28 protein-coding genes are annotated in these 24,853 nt (G+C 59.0%); 3 read left to right on the top strand and 25 right to left on the bottom strand.

Translation table 11 applies throughout. The features are described 5' to 3' along the window. Positions 1 to 71 precede the first annotated feature (71 nt). Together DEM27_RS00255 and DEM27_RS00250 are read left to right on the top strand one after the other, a co-directional pair. On the top strand, positions 72 to 302 hold the full coding sequence (locus DEM27_RS00255) for a hypothetical protein (RefSeq protein ID WP_109456197.1): 231 nt from the start codon (positions 72 to 74) through the stop codon (positions 300 to 302). A gap of 605 nt (positions 303 to 907) precedes the next feature. Beyond that, the gene (locus tag DEM27_RS00250; RefSeq protein WP_109456196.1) at positions 908 to 1,318 is read left to right on the top strand and encodes a hypothetical protein; all 411 of its coding nucleotides are present in this window, start codon (positions 908 to 910) and stop codon (positions 1,316 to 1,318) included. Between the two features lie 78 nt (positions 1,319 to 1,396). On the opposite strand, the gene DEM27_RS00245 is transcribed toward DEM27_RS00250, so the two are convergent. The 4 genes from DEM27_RS00245 to DEM27_RS00230 all read right to left on the bottom strand — a co-directional run bounded on the left by DEM27_RS00245 (position 1,397) and on the right by DEM27_RS00230 (position 3,548). Next, positions 1,397 to 1,720 carry a hypothetical protein gene (locus DEM27_RS00245; protein ID WP_109456195.1) on the bottom strand — a complete coding sequence of 108 codons (324 nt, stop codon included), beginning with the start codon at positions 1,718 to 1,720 and terminating at the stop codon, positions 1,397 to 1,399. After that, positions 1,720 to 2,175, bottom strand: a complete 456-nt coding sequence (locus DEM27_RS00240) for a hypothetical protein (protein ID WP_109456194.1) — start codon at positions 2,173 to 2,175, stop codon at positions 1,720 to 1,722. The genes DEM27_RS00245 and DEM27_RS00240 overlap by 1 nt, the downstream gene beginning before the upstream one ends. Next, a complete protein-coding gene (locus tag DEM27_RS00235) occupies positions 2,172 to 2,420 on the bottom strand; it encodes a hypothetical protein (protein WP_109456193.1) in 249 nt (82 codons plus the stop codon). The genes DEM27_RS00240 and DEM27_RS00235 overlap by 4 nt, the downstream gene beginning before the upstream one ends. 126 nt (positions 2,421 to 2,546) lie before the next feature. Beyond that, on the bottom strand, positions 2,547 to 3,548 hold the full coding sequence (locus tag DEM27_RS00230) for a glycoside hydrolase family 19 protein (RefSeq protein WP_109456192.1): 1,002 nt from the start codon (positions 3,546 to 3,548) through the stop codon (positions 2,547 to 2,549). Between the two features lie 90 nt (positions 3,549 to 3,638). Between DEM27_RS00230 and DEM27_RS00225 the strand changes: the two genes are divergently transcribed. Next, positions 3,639 to 4,154, top strand: a complete 516-nt coding sequence (locus DEM27_RS00225) for a hypothetical protein (RefSeq protein ID WP_109456191.1) — start codon at positions 3,639 to 3,641, stop codon at positions 4,152 to 4,154. A 334-nt stretch (positions 4,155 to 4,488) separates the two neighbouring features. Here DEM27_RS00225 and DEM27_RS00220 read toward each other — a convergent pair whose 3' ends face one another. From DEM27_RS00220 to DEM27_RS00120, 21 genes are all read right to left on the bottom strand, one after another. Next, positions 4,489 to 5,511, bottom strand: coding sequence for a hypothetical protein (locus tag DEM27_RS00220; protein WP_109456190.1), 1,023 nt, complete (start codon positions 5,509 to 5,511; stop codon positions 4,489 to 4,491). Beyond that, positions 5,508 to 6,146, bottom strand: a complete 639-nt coding sequence (locus tag DEM27_RS00215) for a hypothetical protein (RefSeq protein ID WP_109456189.1) — start codon at positions 6,144 to 6,146, stop codon at positions 5,508 to 5,510. The genes DEM27_RS00220 and DEM27_RS00215 overlap by 4 nt, the downstream gene beginning before the upstream one ends. Beyond that, on the bottom strand, positions 6,146 to 7,030 hold the full coding sequence (locus DEM27_RS00210) for a hypothetical protein (protein ID WP_109456188.1): 885 nt from the start codon (positions 7,028 to 7,030) through the stop codon (positions 6,146 to 6,148). Before DEM27_RS00210 ends, DEM27_RS00215 begins: the two co-directional genes overlap by 1 nt. A 1-nt stretch (position 7,031) precedes the next feature. Then, positions 7,032 to 8,936 carry a hypothetical protein gene (locus tag DEM27_RS00205; protein WP_109456187.1) on the bottom strand — a complete coding sequence of 635 codons (1,905 nt, stop codon included), beginning with the start codon at positions 8,934 to 8,936 and terminating at the stop codon, positions 7,032 to 7,034. Positions 8,937 to 8,958: 22 nt separating this feature from the next. Then, on the bottom strand, positions 8,959 to 9,555 hold the full coding sequence (locus DEM27_RS00200) for a DUF4376 domain-containing protein (RefSeq protein WP_109456186.1): 597 nt from the start codon (positions 9,553 to 9,555) through the stop codon (positions 8,959 to 8,961). A 13-nt stretch (positions 9,556 to 9,568) separates the two neighbouring features. Beyond that, complete coding sequence (locus DEM27_RS00195) at positions 9,569 to 9,907, bottom strand: hypothetical protein (protein ID WP_128755406.1); 339 nt, start codon at positions 9,905 to 9,907, stop codon at positions 9,569 to 9,571. Positions 9,908 to 10,062: 155 nt separating this feature from the next. Further along, positions 10,063 to 11,124 carry a hypothetical protein gene (locus DEM27_RS00190; RefSeq protein WP_109456184.1) on the bottom strand — a complete coding sequence of 354 codons (1,062 nt, stop codon included), beginning with the start codon at positions 11,122 to 11,124 and terminating at the stop codon, positions 10,063 to 10,065. Positions 11,125 to 11,135: 11 nt separating this feature from the next. Continuing rightward, positions 11,136 to 11,525, bottom strand: a complete 390-nt coding sequence (locus tag DEM27_RS00185; RefSeq protein ID WP_109456183.1) for a hypothetical protein — start codon at positions 11,523 to 11,525, stop codon at positions 11,136 to 11,138. A gap of 27 nt (positions 11,526 to 11,552) precedes the next feature. Next, a complete protein-coding gene (locus tag DEM27_RS00180) occupies positions 11,553 to 16,964 on the bottom strand; it encodes a phage tail length tape measure family protein (RefSeq protein WP_109456182.1) in 5,412 nt (1,803 codons plus the stop codon). A 23-nt stretch (positions 16,965 to 16,987) separates the two neighbouring features. Then, positions 16,988 to 17,311, bottom strand: coding sequence for a phage tail assembly chaperone (locus DEM27_RS00175; protein ID WP_109456181.1), 324 nt, complete (start codon positions 17,309 to 17,311; stop codon positions 16,988 to 16,990). Positions 17,312 to 17,343: 32 nt separating this feature from the next. Then, complete coding sequence (locus DEM27_RS00170; protein ID WP_109456180.1) at positions 17,344 to 17,787, bottom strand: branched-chain amino acid ABC transporter; 444 nt, start codon at positions 17,785 to 17,787, stop codon at positions 17,344 to 17,346. 93 nt (positions 17,788 to 17,880) lie between these two features. Further along, on the bottom strand, positions 17,881 to 18,132 hold the full coding sequence (locus DEM27_RS00165) for a hypothetical protein (protein ID WP_109456179.1): 252 nt from the start codon (positions 18,130 to 18,132) through the stop codon (positions 17,881 to 17,883). Between the two features lie 29 nt (positions 18,133 to 18,161). Further along, positions 18,162 to 19,355 carry a phage tail tube protein gene (locus tag DEM27_RS00160; protein ID WP_109456178.1) on the bottom strand — a complete coding sequence of 398 codons (1,194 nt, stop codon included), beginning with the start codon at positions 19,353 to 19,355 and terminating at the stop codon, positions 18,162 to 18,164. An 82-nt stretch (positions 19,356 to 19,437) separates the two neighbouring features. Beyond that, entirely contained in the window at positions 19,438 to 19,899 is a 462-nt protein-coding gene (locus DEM27_RS00155; RefSeq protein WP_109456177.1) for a phage tail terminator-like protein, read from the bottom strand. 1 nt (position 19,900) lies between these two features. Next, positions 19,901 to 20,494, bottom strand: a complete 594-nt coding sequence (locus DEM27_RS00150) for a hypothetical protein (RefSeq protein WP_109456176.1) — start codon at positions 20,492 to 20,494, stop codon at positions 19,901 to 19,903. Then, complete coding sequence (locus tag DEM27_RS00145) at positions 20,494 to 20,832, bottom strand: hypothetical protein (protein ID WP_109456175.1); 339 nt, start codon at positions 20,830 to 20,832, stop codon at positions 20,494 to 20,496. Before DEM27_RS00145 ends, DEM27_RS00150 begins: the two co-directional genes overlap by 1 nt. Then, positions 20,829 to 21,479 (bottom strand): hypothetical protein, encoded by a 651-nt coding sequence (locus DEM27_RS00140; RefSeq protein ID WP_109456174.1) that lies wholly within the window; start codon positions 21,477 to 21,479, stop codon positions 20,829 to 20,831. The genes DEM27_RS00145 and DEM27_RS00140 overlap by 4 nt, the downstream gene beginning before the upstream one ends. Beyond that, positions 21,476 to 22,129 carry a hypothetical protein gene (locus DEM27_RS33430; RefSeq protein WP_128755405.1) on the bottom strand — a complete coding sequence of 218 codons (654 nt, stop codon included), beginning with the start codon at positions 22,127 to 22,129 and terminating at the stop codon, positions 21,476 to 21,478. The genes DEM27_RS00140 and DEM27_RS33430 overlap by 4 nt, the downstream gene beginning before the upstream one ends. Then, complete coding sequence (locus tag DEM27_RS00130) at positions 22,113 to 23,144, bottom strand: hypothetical protein (RefSeq protein ID WP_205908853.1); 1,032 nt, start codon at positions 23,142 to 23,144, stop codon at positions 22,113 to 22,115. The genes DEM27_RS33430 and DEM27_RS00130 overlap by 17 nt, the downstream gene beginning before the upstream one ends. After that, positions 23,144 to 24,523, bottom strand: coding sequence for a phage portal protein (locus tag DEM27_RS00125; protein WP_109456172.1), 1,380 nt, complete (start codon positions 24,521 to 24,523; stop codon positions 23,144 to 23,146). The genes DEM27_RS00130 and DEM27_RS00125 overlap by 1 nt, the downstream gene beginning before the upstream one ends. A 2-nt stretch (positions 24,524 to 24,525) precedes the next feature. After that, a complete protein-coding gene (locus DEM27_RS00120) occupies positions 24,526 to 24,810 on the bottom strand; it encodes a hypothetical protein (protein ID WP_128755404.1) in 285 nt (94 codons plus the stop codon). Between the last annotated feature and the right edge of the window lie 43 nt (positions 24,811 to 24,853).

Here is a 24,853-nt window from a genome sequence, read left to right as displayed (position 1 = left end):
CCATCTAAACTGTCATTTTTAATTGACGATCAGGGTTCCGTTGCCTCAAGCGCAGATGATGGAGGACTGCGATGCATGTTTTCGCGTACACGCTAACTGTCAAAGGCAAGCAACCGGTCAAAGGCATCGGCTCGACGAATGATCTGGAAGTTCTGATCTCACAGATGAATTTGGCCGGACAGACGCCGCCGCACTGGATCATTACCAATCCAACAATCATCGGCCTGGATGGATCGAGGACTTACATCCACGACGAAGGCGGCAAGGATGAATGGCGACTGCGTTGGGTGCCATTCACCTAGACAAGAGATGTCGTTCTAGCGTCTTGCTCCAGCAGGGCCTGTCTGAGCCTCCGCACAGCAGCTTGAAACCGGCTCAACTCTTCTGACGTCGCCGTTCGAGTGCGGCCTGCCTGGATAAGAATTCTTGCTTCCTGTTCCAGCGCAGCCATTGCCTGTTTTGCGGGGGCCTCATGAGGACCACAAGGCCAAAGCGGCTTAAATCAACACGCAAACCGAGCCGCAAACTCCCATCTTCCAAAGACCAAAAAGTCTCAGATCATTCGACGACGGACAGTATCGACTTTCCTGCTCATTACTCGGTATCGTAAATTGTACCGAGAAAAATGCTGGCTGTCACTGGATACCGTTGGACGACCTCGTGCGCACGCGAAGCGAAAGAGCTTATTTTCCAAGCCTTTTCTTTTCGTACTGGACGATCGTGGATCTTGCAAAACAGGTCGCTGGAGCGGGTGAAGGGAATCGAACCCTCGTATTCAGCTTGGGAAGCTCGAGTTAAAGCAGCAGCGCCAACGACCTCGCTGTAAAACTCACTCGGAACCATCGAAAATTTCCCAATCGGCTCAATGCCGGTGTAAAACCTCTGCGCCCAAACGGAGGAGTTGACGATGTACCGAATATGTATGCCTGCGCTTGTCGTGATCTTCGTCGCCACCGCCCCCGCCCATGCCGATCCGCAGTACAAACTCAACAAGTCGCAAACCGAAGTCGTGGCTCTCTCGCGCTTGACCAGTGGAGGCATGTGTCAGCCCGGCAGAATGAGAGGGCAGGTTGTCGCTCGCACGTTCGATCCAAGCGGCGTCGTTTTGATGAACTTCGCAGTCGAGGAGAAGAACGGCGATCGCACAGTGATCAATGTAGACACCGACGCAATCGCTCAGGCGAACCGAGTGACGCAAGCATGGGTGATGCAAGGCCTTCACCGCATGATCCGCGAGGGAAAGCAGGTATCGCTACGTGCGCAATTCTGCGGAGCGGCCGGCCGCGTCGTGATGCTTGACGGAATATCGACGCGATAAGAGCAAAAGAAAAAGCCCGCCGAAGCGGGCCGAAGGAGCAGAGCGTCAGATACCATACGGATAGATCTCCCGACGAATTCAGTGCCGCCGAGCTACCTCGACAATCAGCGCGCCGACCTTGTCAGTCAAATCCTCAATCTTCTTTCCGAGCGCGTCGGCCGCGCGCTCTTGCGTTTTCCTGCCGTTGATCATTTCCATTGTTTGGGCCTCGATCGCAGCTGTCAATTCCTTGGCCGACGAGCTGTCAATCAATGCGCCGGCAACCTCAACAGCACGTTCTGCCGGCGCTGCGGCTTGTGCGGATCTTCTGCCTGATCGGATGCCTAGCCCGGTAGCGAGGCCAATAACCAGAATGACGATGGCGTTGGCGATCTTTTCGTAGTCCAGCGCTGCCCAGTCCATTATCCATGCCCTTGCCGATGCCTGCTGATATCCGCCCAGGAGCGGTGGATGTTGACAACCTCCACCAACACCAATGTCGACCATATGATAGCGCCGGATAAAGCCCCGCCGCCGAAGTATGAGAGGAGAAAGCCAAGGCTCACTTGCGACCATACCAGGGCGCCGATAATGGATGCCGCCGCTCGAATGTGCGGGGAGTAGGCAAAGCCTCGAAACGTTCCGTTGATCGTGAGCGCCGTCAGTCGGCAAACGCCACAAGCCGCCAGCACGATGGCCCATTGCCCCTCATTGCCCCAAGAGGCGAGCGCGTGAAACGAGGGAGATGTTGCAAACATGTTGGGATCAACCTGCAATACGATCCACATCCCAAACGACGGCCACAACATTACCCATTCGGACCACCGAAACGGGAAGTGGTCTGCCACCCCCTGGTAAACGGCACGGAGGACGATCACTGTGTCGCCTCCCCATGTCGGCCACACTCGTCGGCAGTCCAGACCTTCGCCGCGCAGATACCGACGACGGTGCGGTTGATCTTGCGCTGATCGGCGGGCGTTGCGCCATGGGCGCCGATCAGATCAGTACCGACGACCCGCCGGAGGCCGGGCACACTTGCTGGCGCGGTAGTTCCACACGCCGCCCCCATCGACACATAGGTCAAAATCAGAGCGAGCACTGTCCGATTGATCACCTGATGCATTGTTTTGCCTTTCAACGGCTGTGCGCACACTGTCGGCGCCATCCTGCCAAATGCTCGTTGCCACGACGACGAGCGCGACGATCACCGCGCACGTCACGAATATTCTGCCGTACGGCAAAGAAGGGATCATCTCGCGCCGCCCTCGACGGCGGCCTTGATCTTACGCGCCGTCGAAATCAGGCGATCGTGCAGCACTAGGCCTACGATCAGCAGCACCACGACGACCGCGCCGATCGCAACGACGGACCGCCAGTCGGAGAGGAAAGAAAAGCCACCCATGCCGATGACGCCGCCGATCGAGAGGATGCGATCCCAGAAGCCAAAGGTCTTCGACGTCGGCTTATCGATGGCATCAGGCACAACAGCGACCGCAGTCTCCTCGACCACCGGCGCGGCCTTTACTTTCGGGCTGGCGATCGCCGCGTCCGACAAGGCGACCAGGGCGAGGTGCAATGCCGCTCGCGTCTTGGGGCCGACATCGCCGTCAACCGCGCCTTTGTATTGCCCGTTGCGCTGCGCCGCCACCTGAAACGCCTCGACGGTATCCGCCTTGTAACCGAGCAGGACGAGTGCGGCTCGACCGTAATAGTCGATGCGATCCGGCAGGCCATTTTTGCCGCCATTGACGCGCTTGGTAACGGTTTCGATATCGCCCTGATCGGCCCAGCTGTTGAGTTTGCGTGTATCCCAATACCAGAGCGCAGACAGCCCCTCCCAGGGATCAGTGTTGATCAGGTCCGGATTGCTGACGAAATTCGGCACTGCGCCGCCGATGGTGCGCACACACCAATTGTAGAATTCAGCGACGTTGGCTTTTCCGGTCACCTGCAGCGGGCCACGGCCGGCGTATTTCTTTCCGTCACCATCACGCGCAGGCGTGTTGCCGAGATCAGTGCGGACGTCATAACGATCCTGCGCCGGCGTCGGCCCCCAGATTTCACGGTCATACCGAAACGATCCGCTTTCATGCATGATCTGCGCCAGAAATTGCGCCAGACGGTGCGGCCTGTCGAGGCCATAGCGAGCGCCGTAAGTGTTGAGGGCGATCAACACTGACGTCATGTTGCTCTCGTTGACCTTGCCCTTCGCGATAGCGCGCAACTGATCGCCCGAAATGATATCGGCCATTGCCTTCTCCTGATGGGTTGACTCTTGTTGGATTGAGAACAATTAAAGAACAAAAGACCGATGCGGCCGGTCATCCATGCGAGGTGATTTATGGATGACGAGACTTTTCCGCCGTGGTTTTCCGTCAACGTTCGCTGGCTGTCGGCGCACAAGGGCAAAGGCGCTAGACTGACCTGCAGCCGCTGCGATCTCCGGAAGGCCTACCGAGTTGACGACATCCTGGCTCAGGAAGGCGATATCGCGGAAAAGTCCGTGCCGGGTATGGTGGCGCGCCTGGTCGGATGCGAACGCATCGCTGAAACAGCATCATGGAAACGCTGCCTGATACAATGCGAATTCCTCGACATCAGAAACCCGTCCGATCAGCTGCGGTTTAGCATCCCGAATGACATGGATCGCCTTCCGGAAATTCATCTGCGTGAGGTGCCGTCCAACTACGCGATATTCGCAGCCTGCCGCTGCGGACGCATCCATTATCTCGATGTCCGGCCATTCCTGAAATCAATGCCCGACCTCACCACGAAGGCGCTGGCTGCTAAGATGAACTGCCGGCGCTGCGGCAACAAGGATGGCAATGCCCTACTCTACATGCACATGCCGCGATGAGGTTGGAAACGATGAAGGGTTAGATTTCGCAATTGATAATTATCCGCAGACCAATCAACATTCCTCTGTCGGATGATCCGGTTCTAAGTTGGGGAAAGCATGATGGCTTACGATTGGGACGGCGAAAGAACTCGAAAGATTAATCGCATCAGGCTGTTTATGGCCTGTCTCGTTGGAACGGCCATCGTTGCGGCACCCTTTGTTACAGCACTTTTTCTTAATCAAAGGCTCTGGAAACCGCTCATTAACCTATAATCTGCGAATATCTTTTGGCTGACCGGCCAATGATCGGTAAAGAGTATTGGACCCTGCTTCGGCAGGGTCTTTTTTGCCTCTAGCCGAGCTTGGCAGAGGCGTAGTAGCTGAACCCAGCTAGACCGGTATCGCCCGGGCGTGTCCACGACGTATCATTGGTGCTAATCGCCAGCGTGCCGTCAGACAGAAAAATCAGCCAACGCGTACCGTCCCAATATCCGCTGCGCACACGCTCCGTACCTGGCATAGGCTTGCCGACCGGCGATGAATAGGATGTGCCGTCCGTCGAGGTGAGCCACTTTCCACCAGTGCCGGACGCGAACCATCGTCCAGACTTGTATCCGACCCAGTCAAAGACGCCGCCGACCGGATCAGTGCGCAACGTCCATGTGGCCGGATTATTGAGTGCGGCAGTGGCAATCTTGCCGGTCCCGAACGCCGCAAGCACGTTTCCGCCCTGCACCACTTGCGCATCGGTTCCGGCAAAGCCGAGATCGCGAGCGGTCCATGCGGCCGACGCTGACGCGCCCGAGAGCGCAGCGCCGCCATCGCCAACACCCACGAGCACACCCGTCCCGGCAGCAATCGATTGCGCGTCCGCCGCAAACCCTTTATCAGCATACGATGTCCAGCTGTCGCCATTGGTCGTGACAGCAAGCTCACCGGTGCTACACAGCAACACAAGCTGGCCGCCAAAAGACACACCATCGACGAAACGCTTGAATGAGGCTCCCTTGACGCCATCGATCGGCGTCTTCGAACGGTTGATGTCCCGGCCATTCGGCGACACGAACACTGCGGCGCGCTGGAAGCTTGCGCCATCCGTAATCCATCCGACGAAATAGATCTTGCCGCCGTGTACAATGGCCTTGGTGCAGTTGAATGCCCCAAGCTCGCCCGGCAGCCCCTGCTGCGTATACTGGACGATGTCGCCCCCCGGTATAATACGGGTGTAGACAAGACCTCCATCGGAGACGCGATATTCGAGGGTTCGCGTCGTCACCGGCGCCCCGCCGACAAGCGGCGTCGCAAGGGCAACGTGAGTGATGCTGCCCTTATATTCCGTGTTGCGCCCGATGAACGGCATAGGAAATATGATCATGTCTTGTTGCCGCCCCAGGTGAGCCAAACCTCGCCGTTGGCTCGCACGAAATAGGTGATCATGGTGACGGCGCCGGCAGATGTCGGCCACGACGGCTGCGGGCCGAACCACTTATAATCGGTGCCCCAGTTGGTAATGGTTTTGTTTCCGCCGCTACCCTGGATGACACTCAGGATGCCCGATTTGTTCGCGACCTTGCCTGTCGGGTTTGCAAGCGCACGGCCAGCGGCGCCAATCGTCACGTCGAAATTGATGCCTGCCTCAATGTCCCACGCGATCGACGCGGCGTCCGTGAGCGCGACGGGCGCGCCGGCGTCATAAACCCGGCGGATCGATAGATACTGCGCGCTTGTGCCTGCACGAATGTCGGCGACACTTGATTCCGTGCCTGATCCGGCCGCAGCACTTGCTGCATCTTCCGCCACCTGGTCGACAGCCGCTGCGATGAAATCCAGAACACCATTGATCCATCCGGCCACCGTAGAGACGGCGTTCATCGCCGGGTTCCAGTTCTGGCGATGACCGCCTTTTGCGAGACCTTTCGGATTGGTCAAGGCATTATACGGGTTCCCGTTGACCTCCGAGAGCAAGGTTGCTTCGGTTTCCGGGTAGTCGGGAGTTTCGGGTAGCGACATTATCGCAGCTCCTTGATTTCGAATGCCATGGAGTTCAGTGGGCCGTCCGCCGAGGACAAGGCGATCTGCTCAAGCGGAGAGAGCTGGCGTAATCGGCCCAGAAAGTTGCGAGACGCCCCGTATATCTGATCACCGGGGTCGGCGATCACGAAGATCTCTCCCGAAACACCAGCTCGACGAACCATCTCCAGCGCGCGCCCGTATCCCTCATCCTGGGAGAGATGTCCCAAGGTAAAGCGCATGACGCGTATCGGTTCGCGGCGATCAAAGAATTCAGCGCCTGACAACGATGTGTCGATGCCTGTCGCATCCTCATATCCAAGCGTCGAGCCCCAGGCATAGTTGATCCGAGGCTCAAGAAAGGAGGTCCCGACGAAGACGCGGCCGATATCGACGAAACTCGCCGGGTTGAACTGATCGTCGATCGTCACCCGGAGATATCGGGCATTTACCTCCTCATCGAGTAGGACCGGCGCAACCGGCGTTTGGCCTTCGATATCCTCTTGTAGATAGGTGCCAAGCCAATAATTGTCGTTTTCCCACTCCAGGGAATCCAGGTCCCAATCCGCATCGCCCACGCCGGGCCAGGCGTCAGCCCAGAGATCCAGCAGCAGTTCCGAAAAATCGTCCTCGTTCGAAAACTCCAAATGGATGCGCCCACCGAGCGTGAAATTGTGGGCGACGAAGGCCACGATCCGGATCGGTCGGTCCTGCTGAAAATCGATGACGAACGTCGTTGACGTGAGCGCCAGGTCGATGGACCGCGCCACCTTGGCAAGCGCCCGGTCCTGCAAGTTCGCAAGCGGAAGCGCCTCCACCCATGCGCCTCCGGAAAGCACCGCGCTGCCGATGCGATTCGGATAACAAAGCATCAAATTGGCCATATCAACCCCAGAGATCGAGCGTTGTGTTTCGTGTATCGAGGTTCTCGGTGATGCCGATGACTGCGAAATCCTTGCCGGCATCGAGCCCAAAGCGATCGAGTTGCAGACGCACAACGTCACCAAGATCGACGCGCTCGACCAAGTAGGATTTGACCGTCACCACAAAGCGATCGCGCGCCACGGAATGCATTGAAAGTCGGCGCGCTGCTTCGGCGAGCGCATCGGCCTCACTAACGAGGTAGGTCTCGAATGTTAATTCCGGCGACAGTTTGTGAATCGCCTTGACAGCCTCATCAGTGGCAATCGCAGTGCGCCATTCGAGTTCCGCGAAACTTTTGAAGGCATCCGGCGCATCCGTTCCAAGATCGCTACGGGTCATTTCGACCCAGTTCTTCGCGTATTTGATCGTCACCTTCCACGACGGAACTCCCTTGCCCTCATCGCCGGTGGCAAGCAACTGAATACCTCTCGTCGAGGTTTCGATGATTTCCGCCCTGGTCAGCACGGCTTTCGGAAATCCAGACGGCGCATCCAGGCGAAACATCCGAAATACACCGAGCCGGTTTGGCGAGATCATCGCCCCAATCGAGTTCAGAACGTCGCCGACCGTCGTAAGCGCGGCGACCTCGTCAGTCCCGGTCCAGTATCCCACTACGGCATCATTCAGCCCATCGAGAGCGGCAATATCAGATGCCAGGAAAGCCGCCCCCTCGACAAATCCCATACGCAGCAGCATCCGCCTAGCGATTTGGGCTGCAGTGCGCGCCGCGGCATTCGCCCCTTCAAGCGGTGCGGACGTCAACTGACCGATTGGCTTGCTGCCGGTCTTGATCTGACCATTGACAAGGCAGGTTGAATACCGCCCTTCCGCCACAGATGCAGCGCGCAACAATGCTGTCGTGGCATAATTGACGCCGGTCGGTGTCAGCGCCACCCCTTTGTCGCGAATCGTTCCGACGCTCTGCAGGCCGTTCTGGGCAATGTCGAAAATGAGATCAAACTGATTGCTGTTGATCGGTCCGATCTGCTGTGGCGCGCCCCAGGCTGTCGGCTTGTGCGACCCCTTGAGATCTTCCGGCCTGCCCTCCGCTTCGTTCATCCCGCCGCTGATCGTCGTCCCAGCATAGGTCACGGGTTGCAGGGGCTTGTCGATCTCCGCAAGCCGGTCACGAATACGGATCGACGCCCTTTCCCAGGACAACTCAACCTGCTCGACTGTTCCGGTAAAGACGAGGACGGCATCAACATATTTCGGGTTAAGGCGCGGAATTGCCAGTATGCGCAGCGCGTACCCGTCGAAAGCAAGCCTTCGGAGATAATCAAGCTCACCATCCATGTTACTCAGCTCGACCACGCCGACACCGACACTCATCTCCCCCGATGTTGTTCCCACGCCAAACAGCGTCCGCTCGTAATTGCCCGGCACTTTCATTCGGCCGGAATAATGCGTGTTGGCAGGCGTATCGGTCGGAAGCGTGTTGAAGCCGTCCGAGGAAAAGTAGACATTAACCGGATCGCCGGTTTCAGGGTCAGCTCCCGCCATTTCGAGCAGATACGCCGTGCCACCTTCGATGTCCCGAGGGATGATGATGATGTTGCCGTCGCTATCACCCTCTCCGGTAAAGACGTCTGCCCCAATTTCACGGGCGAACATGGCGCCAGACGCAGGGACACTGGTGAAAACGTCTGCGCCCACCTCGACAGCGGCCAGAGCGCCGGAGACGACAGGCCCGCCGGAGGCCGCGAAAGTATCGCTCCCGCTCTCCACCGCAGCCAGCGCCCCGGTGACAACCGAGGACGCGATGATCGTGACGACATCATCACCGATCTCGCGAGCAAACATGGTCCCGCCAGTCGGCTCGCCCTGGAATGCGGTCGACTGGAAGGCGCCTGACTGAAAAGCCATCGCTACCCCTTATCAGGTCTGGTCAGGCGGCCGGGGGCCACCACTGATCGTCGGCGAAATCCGCCGGTATCGGGTCCATGGCCTTGAGCGACCGCTTGGCAGCATGGAGCGCCTGCATGTAGATCTTGCCGGCATCGACAAGCTCAATGACCTGTTCCGGCGTCAGATGGCGATCGATGTTGTCTCGGTCGGTGAACATCAGCACCGGCTCAGAATATCCGACCGCCACCATGTCGCGGGCGGTATCCTTCAGCGCGAGCAACACCATCTGTGTGCCGGCCGAGCCCTCCAGGGCGACGTCCCCATATCCCGCTACCGCAAACACCCTGCCTGTCGCTGCGCGACGGTCATGTTCGGCGTTGATGTCGTCAGTAGGCGGTGGTGGCGCATCGGCAAGCATGTCGACGAATTTGACGACGCCATCGACGCGCTCAACGGTCGTTGCCGTCGCCATCTTGCCGGGCGGAATGGGGTCTGCAGGCGCGGGCAAATATAGGCCGATTGCCGCAAGTTCGTCGCCGGACCAAACCCGCTCGATCGTCAAGGGATGCTGAACGTCATTGATTGCTTCGCCGGCCCACGGCACGAAACCGTCAGGCGTCTCCAGATAGAGAGTCATTGTTTTCTCCAATTTAAAGAGGGGTGCCGACGATTGACCAGTCGTCGATAAAGCGGGCATCCACGCTGGCCGGCCCGCTAAGCACGATACTTATCGTCACGTCATTATTGCCGGGATTGTCAAACCCGCCCGACATCTGAGCCCAGCTTGTGACAGCGTTGCTGCTGATGGATGCCAGTGTCACCCATGAGCCCGCCGCGATCCGATATCGCAGGACAACATTGTTACCTGAGCCGACTGAGTTCACCGCGCGATGCCAGAACGAAACGTCGATATGGCATCCACCTGCTCGCGCAGCCGGGATTGTATATTGCCCTTCGCCGTTGATAGACCCACTACTCGCTGTCGCCATTTGGCAGCCACCCGGCGCAGTCCGAACGGCGTCAGCAGTCGTCGTTTGAGCGAAGCTGCCGCTGACCTGCGTCCATCCGTCTCGGTCACTCGCAAATGTGCCGGAATAGTTGAACCCAGGGCCTTTCAGGAGGGGGACCGGGAAACCAGGCAGTATCATGTATACACCAAATGGCTGACGATGATTTCGCTTGTTGAAGCCGCCGTAAGGATCAGCAGGATTTTGCGGGTGTTTGTTACCGTGTCAGTCGGCAGGTCACCCTTGTAATTCGTACCAAATGAAATTGTTCGGGCCGTCGATGAACTAGCGACCAGCAGGATCATGATAGTATCCCCTTCCTCGACTGACGTCGGATTGGAAAGGGTCATGTTGCCGGTCATCGTGCAGGTCCGATACCAACCATCGGTCCAGACCAACGACCTGGTAGTAGAGTAGGCCAGCGCAACAGCCGCCTTCGTGGCGCCGAGTTGTTCGGGCGTTGCAACAACGTTGGCCGTTCGTGCCCTCAATTCCGCTGGCGTTGCCAACTCGACGACGCCCGTCACAGTGTCCGAGGCCGACTGCTTCAGGTTGCCAAAGGCCGTGGCAGCATCACTGGCGCCCGTACCGCCGTTGGCAATCGACAGATCCGCGCCAGACCAGTTGGCGTTATTGATTGTCGCCAGTAGAGCAAGGGCGCCGAGACCGGAGACATCCGAGGCCGCGATGGCGAGCGCCGTCTTGAGGCCGGCAGCAGAAATTGCACCGGTCAATCCGGCGACGGAAAGGACGGCATCTGTCGGCGTCAGCAGCTCTTTCCAATCCGCCAGTGTGCCTGGAGAGTTGGTGGAAAGAATGAAGCTCTTGTTGAGATCAGTGCGGATCGCCACATCGCCCTGCTGTGCGGACAAGGCGAGCATCGATGATTGGTTGTTGACGACGAAGGTTTCGGTGATCGCAAGCGCCGGCAGGGTCGACGTGTGCAGCTTGCCGCTACCATCGAGGACAGGGATATTGCCTGCCGATGTGCCTTTGACCAACTCAAGGAGCGTTCGTACTGCAGAAGCATCAAGCTCCTCAATCTCTCCAGTCCCGGCGGTGGTGCGGCCCAGCAACATCGCTGTTGCCATAGCTGTTACAAGATCGGCGTTCCAGTGGCTGGGGAGGATCTCGCCCGCCACCTCGGCCGCCGGGTCATCCTCAATCTCGCTGACAAACGCATGCTTAATGCTGACCATATCCCGTCACCTCAAGCCGGATCAGGCGCGTGTTGGATCTGTGCGCTGTTGATCGTGACGTCCTGCCCATCGGAAATGGAGGTATTGATCAACTTGATATCGGCGCTGGATGCCGGGTCGCCCACGGTCAGCCCAGTAACTCTCACCGTTCCTCCGGAATTCTTGATGCGCCCCTTTGTCGCCGTCGTGCCGGCGCCGGCCGCGTCCTCACCCGCGACCGTCGCAGCGTCCAGTTCCAAGGACCAGACATCGCCCGAAACGCTGCCGCCGTCTGCGTCGAGGCCGAAGGTGGCCAGCACCACATTTGCAGCGGAGAGGATTTCGAGCGTACCGTTGGCAACGGAATCCCGCGTGGCAGTCATGCGCGCGGTCTTCACCGTCGTATCGTAGATCGGAGGCATGGCAGTTTCCTGATTTTTCGGTGGTCGTTACCGCGCGTTCGCGCGCTTCAGATCGCCGCTCACTTCGGCGAGATTGGCATTCGTCTTCTGCTGTTCTTCGATTTGCCTTGTCCCGGCAAAAGCAACAGCTTTGGCCAACTCCCGCACGGCAACGCGGAGTTCGGCATTATCCTGTCTCAAGCCCTTGACCTCATCGACAAGATCACCGTTTTTGTCCTGGAACAGTGCTCGCGTCTCGCCGGCGCTCCAGATGCGCGACGGCCCTGTCGCTTCGATCTCAGGCCCGCGCTCCCCGACAATGCGAAGTCCACCGACATGGAAGCCACCGCTTGCGAAAGCTCCAATCGATTTCGCGTACTTCAGGTCAGCCTCTATCTGAGAAACGCTTTTGTTCGTTCCGACCCAATATTTCAGACCGGCTGCATCAACATCGCGTCCCATGACCGACTTGTAGAGCGCCCTGATTTTTGCCTCGCGGCTGTCGCCGATTGCAGCCTCCACCCAATCGATAGACTTGCCATCCTTGACTTGCTGCTGCCAGTAGGACAGACCGGCCGCCTCCGGATCGCGGCCGAGCGTATTGTGGTAGGCCTCTGTAATCGCATTGGTGCCGACCATGCCGATCTGGTCTTTGAGGACGTCAAGGCTCGCATTGAGGGTCGTATTGTATTGCGCCAAGGCGTCTTTCACCGAAAGCACGCTTTCATCGACCTTCAGAATGCCGGCAACCGACGCGTCGAGCGACTTGAGTTGTTTTTCGGCTTCGGACAGGCTCCCCTCGCTCGCCGATTGCACCTGCGAGAGTGTGCGGTCGACCTCTTTCCATATCTCGAAATACTTTACCGACGACGTGTAGTAAGCCTGCGCCTCATCCAGGTATTCCTGGCTGATCTGCGTCAGCTGCCCAATAGCATCCTCATCCCCCGTCATTGCGAGTATGGCGAGTTCGCGGAACTGACGAGCCGCCTCATTCACCCTTTCGAGAGGGCCGAGCGGCGACGTATCATTCAGCTTCATTTCCTCTCGAAACTGCTTGATCGAGGAAATAAAAGCTTTCGTCCTGCCGATTACATCATTAAGGGCATCCGCCTCCTTGTCATAGGCAGCCTGCAATTGCGACGTCGCGCCCGCAAGGCTCAAGGTGTCCTCTGACCAGCCTTTGATCGCAAACTGCAATTGTGGAAACGCTTTGGACAGAATCTCGATTTCTGCCTTTGTCAGATCACTCGACAGGACAATATCCTTGAGCGACAGCGAAAGCTCGCGAAGTGCATAAGAACCATCGATACCCAGCGCGGCCGAATTCTTCAGACGCTGCTGGTAGATCTCTTGTGCATCAAGAATATCATTGAGGTATCCAACCCCCGAGAGCTGATTGAGAGAAGATGTGATATCCTTCATGAAGCCATCGCGCAGTTTTGCAAGGGCAGACCCAAGCGCCTGCTCGATACCGGCCGCAGCATCTTCTGCCGACATCCCAAGCTGTTCAAGCGTGCCCTGGGCAGCAGCGGCGGAACCGCGCAGATGCAACACCGCGGTCTCCATTTCGCTCAGCTGATCAACGCCGGCAATCGTCGCCAGCACCATTTGCTGCGCCGCCCGCTCCGCCTCCTTCACCCGTTCCGCAAGCTGCTCCGGCGTGAGGTCGCGATTGTGAAAGATCTGCAAATCTCCGAACGTCTGCGCATCCGCCACGAAATCCTTGAGTTCTTCGCGTAGCTGCTCCATTGCCGCAGCGCCCTGGAGGAAGGCGCTGTTCGATCCCATGCCGCTGCTGTAGGCTTCGATGATGCCATCGAATTTTGCTAGAAAATCCTTCTCCAGCAGGATGAAAAACTTGTTTACGTTCTCGCGCAGGCGTTTGACCAACTCGTCATCACCGGCCTTTTGAGCGACAATATCGATTTCGGCGGTCTTGTCGTAAAACTCGTTATAAGCCTGCGTGGCGGAGCCGATCCCGCGACCCTCGCCCGTCGCAAAGATAGCCTCGATCGCCGTCTTGTTGCTGTTGAGTTCGTTGCGGGCCTGCGCCTGCTCTTTCTTCTTGGCGCGCGACTTCCCGAACAGGCCGCCGATGAAGCCGGCGATACCGCCGATGATGGCGCCAGGCAGGCCGCCGGCGGAAAAGCCGGAGATTGCACCACCAAGCGCGCCCATGGCGGGATTTTCGGTTTGCGCGCCGAGGCCGAAACCGCCGAGCGCCGCATTGAGTGCACCGCCAAGCCCCGCGCCGCCGAGACTTGCGCCCGCAGTTCCACCAGGCTGACCTGCGACGATGTTAAAACCGTCGCCAGCTCCGGCGCCCACGCGAGCGGATGCAACAGCGGTCAGCGCGTTTTTCGTGCCGTCAGCAACAGCCGATTTCATATCTGGAGCCGTGCCGAGAAGGCGATCCGCCGAAGCGTAGTGCTTCGGAATATCGTTGGCGACCTTTTGCATGACGGTGGTCGCGCCGTCGATACGATTGTAAAGTCCGACCCGGCCGGCATTCACCGCAGAATAGAGATCCTTCAATCCCATGCCAGGCTCAACGCCGGCATTCTTCAAATAGCGGGTGACCGCCTCCATCTGCTCGGCAACCGTCGACTGCGCCGTAACGCCATATTGCCGGCGCTGCGGCTCGCCCCACTGGATCAGTCCGCGATGCTCACCCCATTTGCTCGTCGGCCCCTTCTGCCAGGCGTTATAGGTGCCTCCGGTTTCGTAACCGATGATGGCGGCGATATCGCGCGCCGATACACCCAGATCAGTCGCTGTCTTCTTGATCGATGAGCCAAGGTCGCTCAACACGTTCGTGACAGGCCGCGTCGAGACCCGGGCCGCCGCATCGGCAACTGCCCTGCTCTGCGTCGAGACGAACGATGACGACTTCGTCATTCCCGTTCCGAAGAGGGAACTGACCGCGTCCTTCAGGCCCGAAAAGATATTGCCTGCAGATTGGCCCGACCGTCCCGCGCTGCTCCCGCCGCCACCCAGCAAACCATCGAAAGCCTTTTGAAGGTTCGCCTGGCCGAGTTGCGCGAAAGCCGAAATCATCTTGTCGACGAAAGCGTCAAGGCCGCGCGTCGGCTCCGAAAACAGATCGGACAGCACTGAACCCAAGGTGCCCTCAACCGCCTCTGCCGCCTCCGCCATCCGGCTTTCCGTCCGGTCACCGAGACGCCGGACGCCCATTTCCGACGCTTTGAAAAGGTTCTGGATCTCAGTATTGACGGCTTTCGCCTGCAGCTCGTCGAGCTGTCCGCCAAACTGCTTCATGAGCGAAAGCAGTTCTTCAGCCTCGCGCCTGGCGGCCTCGCCTGGGAACATCTGCTCAACGAGGCGATCCGCATCATTTGCGAAGCTGCGAAAATCACGCTCCGCTTCACGTGCTGCCTTCGCAGCGTCGCGAACATCTTTGGCGGCTCCGCGCTCGCCGGCCTTTGCAGCTATGTCGTCGAAATGCTTGGTCGATGCGTCCAGTTCGGAATTCATAGCCGCAGTGGCGCGCTGCAGCTGCAGATTTACATCCGCCTCGCTTTGGCCGTTGGTAATGGATTTGCGGATCTCCTTTTCAAGATCGGCATATTCGTCGCGGATGCGGGCCGCAGCAGCAGCGCGTTCATCCATGGCGCCGATTGCGGCCGCACGTTCCTTTTTCTGCAGCGAGCTTTCCGCCGAGGAAAAACCCGTGATCTCCTCTTTCGCGCGACGATAGAGGCTGGAAGCCTCGTCGAGCTTCTTGTTGTAATCGTCCTGCGTGATCGCGCCCGCCTGAAGCAGGTTAGCTGCCTCCGTCCGCGCCTTGTTCAAGCTTTCATCTGCATCACGCAAGCCCAGCATAGCGGTCTGCGCCGCCGCAACCTCTGGAATGATGCTGCCCAGCTTCCACAAGGCGTTCGCATAAGCGCCGGCCGCACCCGCTGCGGTTCCGTACTGGCTGGCAGCCACCTTGGCCGCGTCACCTGAGTTCGCAACCGCCCAGGCGCTGGCCTGTGCGGCTCGCTCCATGCTGGCATAAGCCGAGACCAGCGCATTCAGATCGCCAATCGTCCGCGCGCCCATGGCATCGGTACGAAACTGATCGTCGAGTTTTTCCTTTTCCGTGCGGAGATCAACCGTGCGGTCGCGGACCCGTTCCAGAGCTTCCGCAACGCCCGAAGTGTTGGCGAGCGCATCCTGGGCTGCCTTCGTCTCCTCCATACGAGCGCGCAAAGCATGCAGCTCACGCGCAAGATTGAAGACGCTATCTGCCGCATCCTTGACAGACATATCATCGGTCGCTTCGAAAAGCGCACGCGCAGCAATCATCGCATCATCAAGTTCCTTGGCGCTCGATGATGCCGATAGACCGAGATCCCGAATGAAGGCCGCCTGCTGGCGCAAATCGTCGAGCCCCGGACCCTCGTTGATGCCGAAGGCGACTGGAGCAGACGGGCTATTGAGATCGGAGAAAAGCTGCTGCGCACTCTCGCGCGCGGCTCTGATCCTCTGGTCAAGCGCTTCCGCCTCTTCGGCCTGGCGCTTAAGGCCGGCGGCGAGGTCAATCTCGACGACGCCCTGCGGAAGACGAGCGGCTTCATCGCTGGCGGCACGCGCGGCCTTCTGCACACTTTCATAACCCGACAGGAGAGCGTCGAGCCATTTCTTGTGCTCCTCCAACGCCTTTCCGGCGTCTTCGGCCCCATCCTTAGAAGATGATACCCACTGGATTGCAGCGGCAGCCACGGCGACAAGCCCGATCGTAACCAGCGAAACCGGGCTGACGATCGAGGCAAAGGCGGCGCCAAGAGAGCGGACGGCGCCCGCCGCGCCCATCGGACCGAGAACCGCCGAAATCTGAGTGCCCTGCTGCAGCGCGATCTGCAGAGGGCTCATTCCCATCGCCGCCGTCACGCCAATATCTTGAAACTGCGCAGCCAGGTTCGCAGTATTCGACGCGTTGTCATTTGCAACGGCAAGGCGGTTTGTTGCCTGTGTCAGATCGTTAGTCGCCGCGATTCGAGACCGAATGGCATCGTTCGCAACTGTGGCGCCGGATCGCGCAACGTTGCTGATTTGCGCTAACTGGCCCGCGTGGCTCTTCTCCAGGGCCATGAGTGTGCGCAAAGCCTGCTCTTGCGTCGTGTATCCGAGAGCGACAGCATTGGCGGCGTCAACTGCCGCACGCTCCGCCTCTCGACGAAGCTTGATTTCCAGAGCTGCCCCTTGATCAAGCTTGGCTTGCCACCGCTCCATCGCGCGCTGTTCGGCCGTAAGCCTTTCGACCCGCTGCGTGGTGAAAGCAGCCCCCTTCCGCTCCGCTTCCGCGAACTTCGTCATCGCGGCGTTGTAGCGGTCAATTGCACCGGTCGACTTTTCGCTTGCCGCGCCGGCGGCCTGCATGCCGGTCTCGAAACGATCGAGCACGGCAAGCGAACCGCCATCGCGGACAATCAGCTCTGTCACAGCCTGCGTCATTGATGATCTTTCGGGGGGAAGGGTTAATCAACCAAGGCCGCCGCACGCGCCCTCAGGTAAATGTTATCGAGAGTTTCAAGGAGTTCGATTTCCCAAGGTTGCAGTCGCAAGCCGGATAAACGATTGAAGGCGTCGAAATCGCTCCACTCAATAGGCTGCGCATTTCCCATGCCGTCGGTCGACTTGCGTGACCGTAGACGAAGGTAAATTTCCCAAAGGAAGGACAGTGCAGCGGGCAGAGGGGGGCAGTTCAAATCCCCCTCCAATTCCCGTCGACGCTCGCCCCGCGCCCTCTGCAGGAGGCCGGTCAGGCGCTCGCGAAGCGACACGCCCTTCTTATCCGGCATGACGAGCGTCAGATGGCGCTCGGCGAAATCGATCAGTTCCCGCCCGAGCGACGAATAAAAGAATCGTCAGCCGCCAAGAACTCCAGGGCCTGCGTCATGAGCGATTGCTTCTTTCGGTCAGAAAGCAATGCACGCGCCGCTTCCGGCGAGAATTCAAGCGGCTGTCCGTCGAGATTAACGGGAGACCAGCCAAGCAGGCGGTTCACCACGGATTCGATGTTCTTCGACCGCAACTCCTCAAGGCTCTCTTCCGGAACTTTGACCTTTTTCCCATTGCGGGCAGCCTGGTCCATTTGGCGTTCACGGTGCAGAACTTCGCGAGCAACGCGTTCGCCGTGCTCGATCGTTCGGGGATGCGCCGGGCCGGCAAATGTCCAAATCCAGTCGGATGGCTTTCCATTGATGACGACGACCATTTTGCCAGTCTCGACAGATTCCAGATCGAAACTGCTAAATTCGGCTATTTTTTCATTCATGGGGTTTTCCTTTTTCGGGCAAGGAGCGGAGGGCGCCCGAACGCCCTCCGCATGCTGCAGCAATTCCATCGGCGGTTCGGGCCGCCGATCTGGTTACGCCTTCGGGAGGCGTGCGCGCGGCGCGTCAACGGCTGGCTCGTCGCGAACGACCAGTGCCGTTTCAGGCGTGGGGACCGGGGATGGTGCCGGGATAATCGCCACAGCCTTCGCTGTTTCGCTGATTGCGATCGAGGCCAAGCCCTCAGGGCGCGTCGGCCACTGGACGACGAGGCCAGCGGCCCCTCCCTCTTTGACAGCTTCCAGCAGCGCTTTCGCCGCGTCGCGGATTTTCGTTTCAGCATTCATTGCAGGTATCCTCGTTGTCGTGCGTCGGCTTACGCCGCGCTGGTTTGGAACTTGATCATCGTGGGGTCATGGGCTCCGCCGCGCTGATCCTTGCCGACAAGCAAGCCGAAGCTCTGCGTGCGGGCACCGTCCGAACCGAGTTCGGATTTCGTGGCTGACGCCAGCGTGAAGTTGCCGAGGTAGAAGCTGCAGAAGTCTTTGGGCTCGCCTTCGTTCTCGGTGAAGAGCAGATGCAGGCTCAAGACCTCCTCCTCGATAAACTGCTCGACGCGAGCGACATCGCCCTTCAAGGCTGTAATCGTGCCGTCGATATTCATGAGGTTCGTGAAAACGTCTGGCGTGACGTTGGAGCCGACAACCGGCACGCCGGCAGCATTCAGATTTAGGGTCAGATCGAGCGACGAGATGTCGAGCACATCCTGGTCGCCAAGACGGATGATTGCCTCGACAGCCGTCATGCCTTCGGAAACGGTTTCGCTCGGCGTCGTGAAATACGGGGACGAGGCCCCGGTCATAACCTGCCCGTCCTGGCCGACAAACGAAAACGTCAGGATGACCATGCCATTCGGCTGCAACTGGATCTGGAGCTGGCCGACACGATTGCCGGTGAAGATTTCCGAGCCATCGATATCGATTTCACGTTCTTCAATCGCGAAGGACCGAGGCACCATCCCCTGGATGACCTTCTTCGGCCGCACGATGGTAAATCCGGTATCCGCTACAGCATTGATGGTCAAATCATCGGGCACGGTAATCGTGCTGGCGGTCAGGCCCGTGATACGGAGATTGCGGTTGTTGTTGGCCGCCGTCGCGTGATCTTCGAGCCGGAAAACATCTCCGACGCGGAGACCGGCAGTAATCCACGAACCGGCCGCCGCGACAATCGTATTGCCGGTCGTCGTGATGCTGGTGAGGCCCGCGGTTGCCTCGGTGATAGTTAGTTCCGGTTCGAAAGTGCCGCGAAGCACGGCCTCAATCAGATCGTCATACGAGCCGAGGGAAATATCCGCCGCGTAGTTACCGCTCACGGTCCGAGAACCGTGGCGGCCGCGCGTCGTCATCCCGTCCCGCCGGTTTTCGTTGGACCGGATAGGCTCCTTGCTCAGAGTAATGCCGCCAGAATTCGGGCGGAATACCTTCGCGCCAGATGCACCGGGCAGCTCGCCGTAGTTGGTTTCGAGCTTATACGCCACTTCGATATTGCGGCCTGTTTGGTAAGGCATCGTCAGATCCTCTTGGACATGGATATGCGCTTGCCCAAGGCGCTGACCAAAGGGCAGGTAGTCCGCAGTGGACTGGAATGGGCTAAGCCCGGTGGTAGAATTCGAAGGGCGTCATGATGCTCATCGCCCACCATGAGCCGGACGGATTTTCCGACTTCGCGTGGTTCCCCGGTCCGATTTCCGGTGTCCAGGTCTGGACATACACTCCGGGCTCGACTTGGTGAAAACGCACGGTTCGAAAGATGTCAGCCAGATCATCCGCAAGGATGCGAGCTTGCTCACGGCCGGTCTTTCCGCCACCTCGCGGCACAAACAACGTGAGGGCGACAATGCCGTTGGTGACCGTGATATGGTTTCCAGGCCGGCCAACGCTTTTGATGGCGCTGCGCGTAGTGACTACCTCACAAAGCACCCACGGTTTACGCTTCCCATCCGGGCCGGCAGTTTCCGGTTCGTTGTCGTTTTCGAATGCGATAGGCGTTGCGGACCAGTTGTCGCGCAACCGTGCTTCAATCGCGTTCACCGCATCGGAAAAGGTCGCCATCTCAGCGCTCCTCAATAACCAGGGCAGGATATCGGAGCCCAGCCTTGTTGCCTGCGCGCCCACTCACGATACCCCCACCTACAACAGCGCGATACGTGAAACCGATGCTGGCCTCATTCCCGAACCTGCCCCGTACCATATCTGCGGCTTGGAAATAGACGCGGCTCGATCCGTCAACGCGCATTTTCATCGCGCCCAATTCGATCTTCCGGGCGTACGGCTGCACGTTGGTGATGACTACTTCACCGCCGGCATAGCCCTCCATATTTCGGGCCAGCACACCGTTCACAAGAAGCACATGGCTGTTTCGATACTCGCCCGACAAGACAGGTGACAGATCGAACAGAGTTTCCAGGGCGAACTGCACCACTTCGGCAAGTCGCGGATACAGGTAGCGGATCATGCCACCCGCCTTCACCGCATCCTCAGGAGCGCCGCGCTTCCCGTCAACGAAACGCTCAAAACGCGTTGGCTGCGGTGCGGCCCGCATCACTTCCGCATGCTTTTCCTTCGCGAGTGCAACCAGCGCTTTCCGCGTCTCTTCGATTGTCTCGCGGGCCACAACACTGAAAATCTGCCGATAGTTTTTCGCCATCAGCCTGTCACCGTTGCGTTGATGCGGACAATGACGCCATTCATACGGATCACCTCGGGCCGTTCATCAATAACAATTTCCGGATAGTCGCCAATGCGGATCCAGTCACCGCCCTTAACTGTCCCTCCAAAATTTCCGAGGAAGGATGGTGAGAACACAATCACTCGGGTTCCTTGAGCAATGCCTGCCCCGAGCGTTTCAGGCTTGGATTTTCGTACAAATGCCCGAACATTTTCTTCGATCGAACCACGACGAATGCGAACGGTTTCTCCGCGCCTGGACAGAGCATCGTCCAGGCGGGCGATCGTGCCTGCGGGCGTATCAGACAGATCAATCATGCGTAGATTCCGTTTCTGTACCGAGCCAGACTTCCCAGCACCGAAGCCGGCAGGCTCGAACCACTCGCCTTCCCAGGGAGTGCGCCCGCCCAAAAATCGGTACGGATCGTTTCGACGCCATCAACCTCGATCGAATGCGCTTTGACAGTCGGGTCGCGCGTCATCTCGATCCAGTAAGAGCGCATCGTCTCTATTGCGACCTGTTTGAGATCGTCCGGGACATCAGTGAACCCCGCCCAATATTCGACCACGACCGTACCGGACCAAACCCCACTGCGATGAGACAGCAGGCCTGCCCCAGAATTGACCCGAAAGTTGTCGGGACCAATGACTGCGCCAGACTGGCTGACGGAAACGATTGAGATTGCATGTCGACGAGAGAGAACCACAACCCCCTCCTTATGATCTAGATCAATCGTCTGGCGAAGGCGCTCTCTGCGCAGCGTTGGTGGATCCTCACCCTCATCGGCTGCGGCAATGTTGCACTCCGTTGCAATCGCCGCCGCCACTCGCTCATCAAGCGCTTCTAGATCAGCATCTCGCGACGCGTCGGCCGAACCGAGACCAGCTGCGGCCCGACGCTCTTCCGCCGTCAGAAGCGTCGTTTCAGGAGCTGCGGTGACGACAACGAAAGAGGTGTTGCTCATTGGGCTTTCGATTTCTTGAGGTGTTCAAACGCCGCAGCCAGGTCCATTTTCGGATATGCCCTCAGCGCACTGGATTGCGAACAGTTGATGATGCGGCACCCGATACGGTCGAGATCCATCGCGGCATCGTCGAGGCACTGCCGCCAGTATTCGACCGTCCCCTCGTGGGGGTTTCCCAGCCCATCAAGGTGCGCACCGTGCCAGTGCAAACCCGATGAAATTGACGCATCGAATCCGACGAGGATAATGTCGCGAGCGCCAAATTGCACAGCCAGATTGAGCGCCTGGAACCCTGAGCATCCGCCAGAACCGATCGTTCCCGCCGGCTCCAGAACAATTCGATCGACCCACTGTCCGCAAGGACGCTTTGCAATCTGAACCGAGGAGACACCGGGCGCCCCTTCGCGACCAACGCGAAGTCCTGGTATCTCGCAAGGGACACCGGAGCGCAGCCACCATTCCGGGTCGCTCGCATACAGCACATCCGCCCGCGGGCAAAGACGCCAGGAATTGTTGATCGCGACAAATCTTCCTGCGCGCGAACAACCCGAAAAATCGGCCGCGACCGCCGACGGTCCCGATGCCACGATAGTGACGATCTGTCCGCGCCAGTCCTGAAACCAGTCGGGGTGATCACCATTTCGTACCATCTGGCCCGACCTGCGTTAGATCGCGTCCGCGCATACCCGGCTTGCCCGGTTCACCGGGCTTGCCAGGGTCACCATGCCGGCCGTCCCGGCCTTTTTTAACCGCCAGACGCCAGCCTTTGCCGCTATCCGGCTTCTCATTGGTATCGGACTGTGCGATCCAGAAAGACCCGCCCCACGTTACGCCATCGCCAGCCGTATAGCTGTGTCCGTCTTTATAGACGCCACGATCGATGACGATCGGCAGGGTGAAGGCAAACTCCTTCGACTGACCGCCTCGAACGAAGCTCAGGCGGATAGTTTTCTCACCATCGAACGTTGCCTGCAGATCATCGAACCCGAGACCGTCGACACCATCTCGAGGCTTCGGGAGCGCCGCAAACCGCTGGTCGATCTTCTCTTGCAGCAGTCGCTCGTCCGAATCCTTGCCGACCACCTCGCCAAGATGGACCGCCTTGCCATCCGTGAGCGTCACTACGAGAGATCCGGATCGGTCAATGAAGGCTCCCGCCAGACCGACGCCATCTTTGCCGTCGATCCGAGGCGGCAAGGCCTTCACGGCGGCATCGACGGCGATGTCGATCACCGGACGCATTTCTTCGATTGTAACGCTCACGCCGTCTTTCGGCTGCGGCAACTCCAGCACCTTGGCCGCGACTTCCGCTTTCACAAGCTCGGAAACTACGCCCATGTCGACATCCTTGCCGTTCGTCCCGGGCTCACCGTCCTTTGCTGGCGGCAAGCGTCCAACCGCTTCGGAAACCAGAGTGTCGATATCGGGCAGCTCGAAAGTCGGGACAAGATCTCGGACCAGATCCTGCCGTAGGCTACCTATCTCGTCTTGCAGCATATGGCGTACAACATCGAGATCGGCATCCTTCCCGTCACGAGCGACCGGAAGCTCTGACAATTGGCGCTCGACAGCACCGATGCGCTGCGACAAGCCGTCGATCTCCTTGGCAAGGTAGTCCTTGACGACCGATACGATCTCGGCGCCGAAGGCTTTTCCATCGAACATCAGCGCAGCCCCTTATAGATCTCGACCAGCGCAGCACGCGCCTCGGCTTCGGCATTGTCATTTGCAGGCGCTTCCGGCGGCGTATCCTCCACGGCCGGCGCAGCCGTCGCAGCACTCGCAAAAGGATCTGCTTGCGCATCGCGCCGCGCGAGTGCGGCAAGCGAGTAGTTCTGCTGTTGCATGTAAGGCGTATCGCCACCTGCCACCGGCTTCAGGCCGAGCCGTTTCCGGGATTCGTCGGGCGCCTTGATGCCGCCGCCGACAGCGGCGGCCTCGGCCACGATCAGCGTCGCAGTGTCCATGCGGAGGAGATCATCGAGGTCGAATTCCGTGCCATATTTTCGGCCGTCTTTCGCAGCGGTCAATCCGAGACCCTCATCAAGGCAAAGCTCAATGCTCTCGATCAGGATCTGCAGGCACTGCGAATAATATTGCTGACCGAGGGCTTCGACATTGTTGTTCAGCGGCGCCGCACCCACCCCGGCCATGTAGGCAGGCACACCGAATGTGGAGCAGACGGTTTCAGCCGACCACTTTAGCTGCTCGATCAGCTGCGCGTCGGTCGCCTTTACTGCCATCGTTTCATACTTCAGGCCATCGCCGAGGACAGCAGTCCTGCCGACATTCTCGCCCGAGTAGTTCGCTTCCCAGTGCGCCTTGAGACGCTCGGCATTTTCCTTTGAGATGGCCCCGGGAGCAGTCAAGACTCCGCCGGGGTTAGAACCATTCCCGAAAAAGCGAACGCTGTTCGTCTGGATCTTGAGGCCCTGAACAGCCGCAAGCCCGCATGCATGGATGGGCGACGTGCCGATCAGCGGGTGATAGATCGTGTTCCAGCGATCGTGAATGATCTCGGAGGCCGGCACGGTAACGCTTGCCTGAACGACACCGCCGAGCGGATCGCGGCCCATCTCATAGTAGACGGAGCCATCCTCGGCCACCAGCGGCTTCACCCTGTTGGGGTCCAGCACATAGATGGCCGCCACGACACCACGGTTATCCCGCTCCTTGAGGATGTAGGCATTGCCGTGAATCAGTTTCGACTCCACCCAATTGGCATAAAACTGGATACGGTTCTGCCACCGGTTTGGCTTCCGCAGTACCGGCGAAAATGCGGGCGAATCTGCCTCGGTCCAAATGCCATTGGCATCCATCTCCACCAGGCGGATCCGCATTTTCGCGACGTCGGACGAGATCAGGGAGATGCACCGAAAGACCGCGCTGTATGTCAGCACCGTATCGACCTTGACCTCGACATTCTTCTGCCAGGCTCCGGTAAAACTCTCCTTGATCATACCCCACCAGCCGCCGCGATTATCGACGGCAGACAAAGTGCGAGCCGACTTCTCGCGGGGCACAAGCGGGACCGACGACTTCATGATCAAGCGCCCTGCTGCGATGCCGCGATCTTTTCGCGCAACGTTGCTGCATCCCAGGCATGAAAGGGCTTTTTCCCGAGGGCAGCCTCGTACGCCGCCCGGGCGGAATCGAGATCGTGATTACCAGCACCAATCGCGGGTTCGCTTTCGGCGATGACTTCCTCTTCACCAGCCGGGCGAGCCTTGCGAATGGCGATCAGAATGCGGGCATCGCGATCTCGCTGCGTCTCGAAGCTGTCGCCAGCCATCAATCGACGGGTCGCATATGTCATGGATTTCGTTGCCACTAGTTTCATCGTCAGTCTCCAGCGGGAAGAGAGGTGTGAGGCC

It is taken from the genome of Rhizobium album, from assembly GCF_003122325.1.
Classification (GTDB): domain Bacteria; phylum Pseudomonadota; class Alphaproteobacteria; order Rhizobiales; family Rhizobiaceae; genus Metarhizobium; species Metarhizobium album.
The sequence above is the reverse complement of the archived record's forward strand: the minus strand, read 5'-3'. Positions and strand labels throughout refer to the sequence as shown.

Coding starts and splice junctions, on each gene's coding strand:
- DEM27_RS00255 (WP_109456197.1), top strand. CDS start 72: ATGCATGTTTTCGCGTACACGCTAACTGTCAAAGGCAAGCAACCGGTC.
- DEM27_RS00250 (WP_109456196.1), top strand. CDS start 908: ATGTACCGAATATGTATGCCTGCGCTTGTCGTGATCTTCGTCGCCACC.
- DEM27_RS00245 (WP_109456195.1), bottom strand. CDS start 1,720: ATGGACTGGGCAGCGCTGGACTACGAAAAGATCGCCAACGCCATCGTC.
- DEM27_RS00235 (WP_109456193.1), bottom strand. CDS start 2,420: ATGCATCAGGTGATCAATCGGACAGTGCTCGCTCTGATTTTGACCTAT.
- DEM27_RS00230 (WP_109456192.1), bottom strand. CDS start 3,548: ATGGCCGATATCATTTCGGGCGATCAGTTGCGCGCTATCGCGAAGGGC.
- DEM27_RS00225 (WP_109456191.1), top strand. CDS start 3,639: ATGGATGACGAGACTTTTCCGCCGTGGTTTTCCGTCAACGTTCGCTGG.
- DEM27_RS00220 (WP_109456190.1), bottom strand. CDS start 5,511: ATGATCATATTTCCTATGCCGTTCATCGGGCGCAACACGGAATATAAG.
- DEM27_RS00215 (WP_109456189.1), bottom strand. CDS start 6,146: ATGTCGCTACCCGAAACTCCCGACTACCCGGAAACCGAAGCAACCTTG.
- DEM27_RS00210 (WP_109456188.1), bottom strand. CDS start 7,030: ATGGCCAATTTGATGCTTTGTTATCCGAATCGCATCGGCAGCGCGGTG.
- DEM27_RS00205 (WP_109456187.1), bottom strand. CDS start 8,936: ATGGCTTTTCAGTCAGGCGCCTTCCAGTCGACCGCATTCCAGGGCGAG.
- DEM27_RS00200 (WP_109456186.1), bottom strand. CDS start 9,555: ATGACTCTCTATCTGGAGACGCCTGACGGTTTCGTGCCGTGGGCCGGC.
- DEM27_RS00195 (WP_128755406.1), bottom strand. CDS start 9,907: ATGGCGACAGCGAGTAGTGGGTCTATCAACGGCGAAGGGCAATATACA.
- DEM27_RS00190 (WP_109456184.1), bottom strand. CDS start 11,124: ATGGTCAGCATTAAGCATGCGTTTGTCAGCGAGATTGAGGATGACCCG.
- DEM27_RS00185 (WP_109456183.1), bottom strand. CDS start 11,525: ATGCCTCCGATCTACGATACGACGGTGAAGACCGCGCGCATGACTGCC.
- DEM27_RS00180 (WP_109456182.1), bottom strand. CDS start 16,964: ATGACGCAGGCTGTGACAGAGCTGATTGTCCGCGATGGCGGTTCGCTT.
- DEM27_RS00175 (WP_109456181.1), bottom strand. CDS start 17,311: ATGCCGGATAAGAAGGGCGTGTCGCTTCGCGAGCGCCTGACCGGCCTC.
- DEM27_RS00170 (WP_109456180.1), bottom strand. CDS start 17,787: ATGAATGAAAAAATAGCCGAATTTAGCAGTTTCGATCTGGAATCTGTC.
- DEM27_RS00165 (WP_109456179.1), bottom strand. CDS start 18,132: ATGAATGCTGAAACGAAAATCCGCGACGCGGCGAAAGCGCTGCTGGAA.
- DEM27_RS00160 (WP_109456178.1), bottom strand. CDS start 19,355: ATGCCTTACCAAACAGGCCGCAATATCGAAGTGGCGTATAAGCTCGAA.
- DEM27_RS00155 (WP_109456177.1), bottom strand. CDS start 19,899: ATGGCGACCTTTTCCGATGCGGTGAACGCGATTGAAGCACGGTTGCGC.
- DEM27_RS00150 (WP_109456176.1), bottom strand. CDS start 20,494: ATGGCGAAAAACTATCGGCAGATTTTCAGTGTTGTGGCCCGCGAGACA.
- DEM27_RS00145 (WP_109456175.1), bottom strand. CDS start 20,832: ATGATTGATCTGTCTGATACGCCCGCAGGCACGATCGCCCGCCTGGAC.
- DEM27_RS00140 (WP_109456174.1), bottom strand. CDS start 21,479: ATGAGCAACACCTCTTTCGTTGTCGTCACCGCAGCTCCTGAAACGACG.
- DEM27_RS33430 (WP_128755405.1), bottom strand. CDS start 22,129: ATGGTACGAAATGGTGATCACCCCGACTGGTTTCAGGACTGGCGCGGA.
- DEM27_RS00130 (WP_205908853.1), bottom strand. CDS start 23,144: ATGTTCGATGGAAAAGCCTTCGGCGCCGAGATCGTATCGGTCGTCAAG.
- DEM27_RS00125 (WP_109456172.1), bottom strand. CDS start 24,523: ATGAAGTCGTCGGTCCCGCTTGTGCCCCGCGAGAAGTCGGCTCGCACT.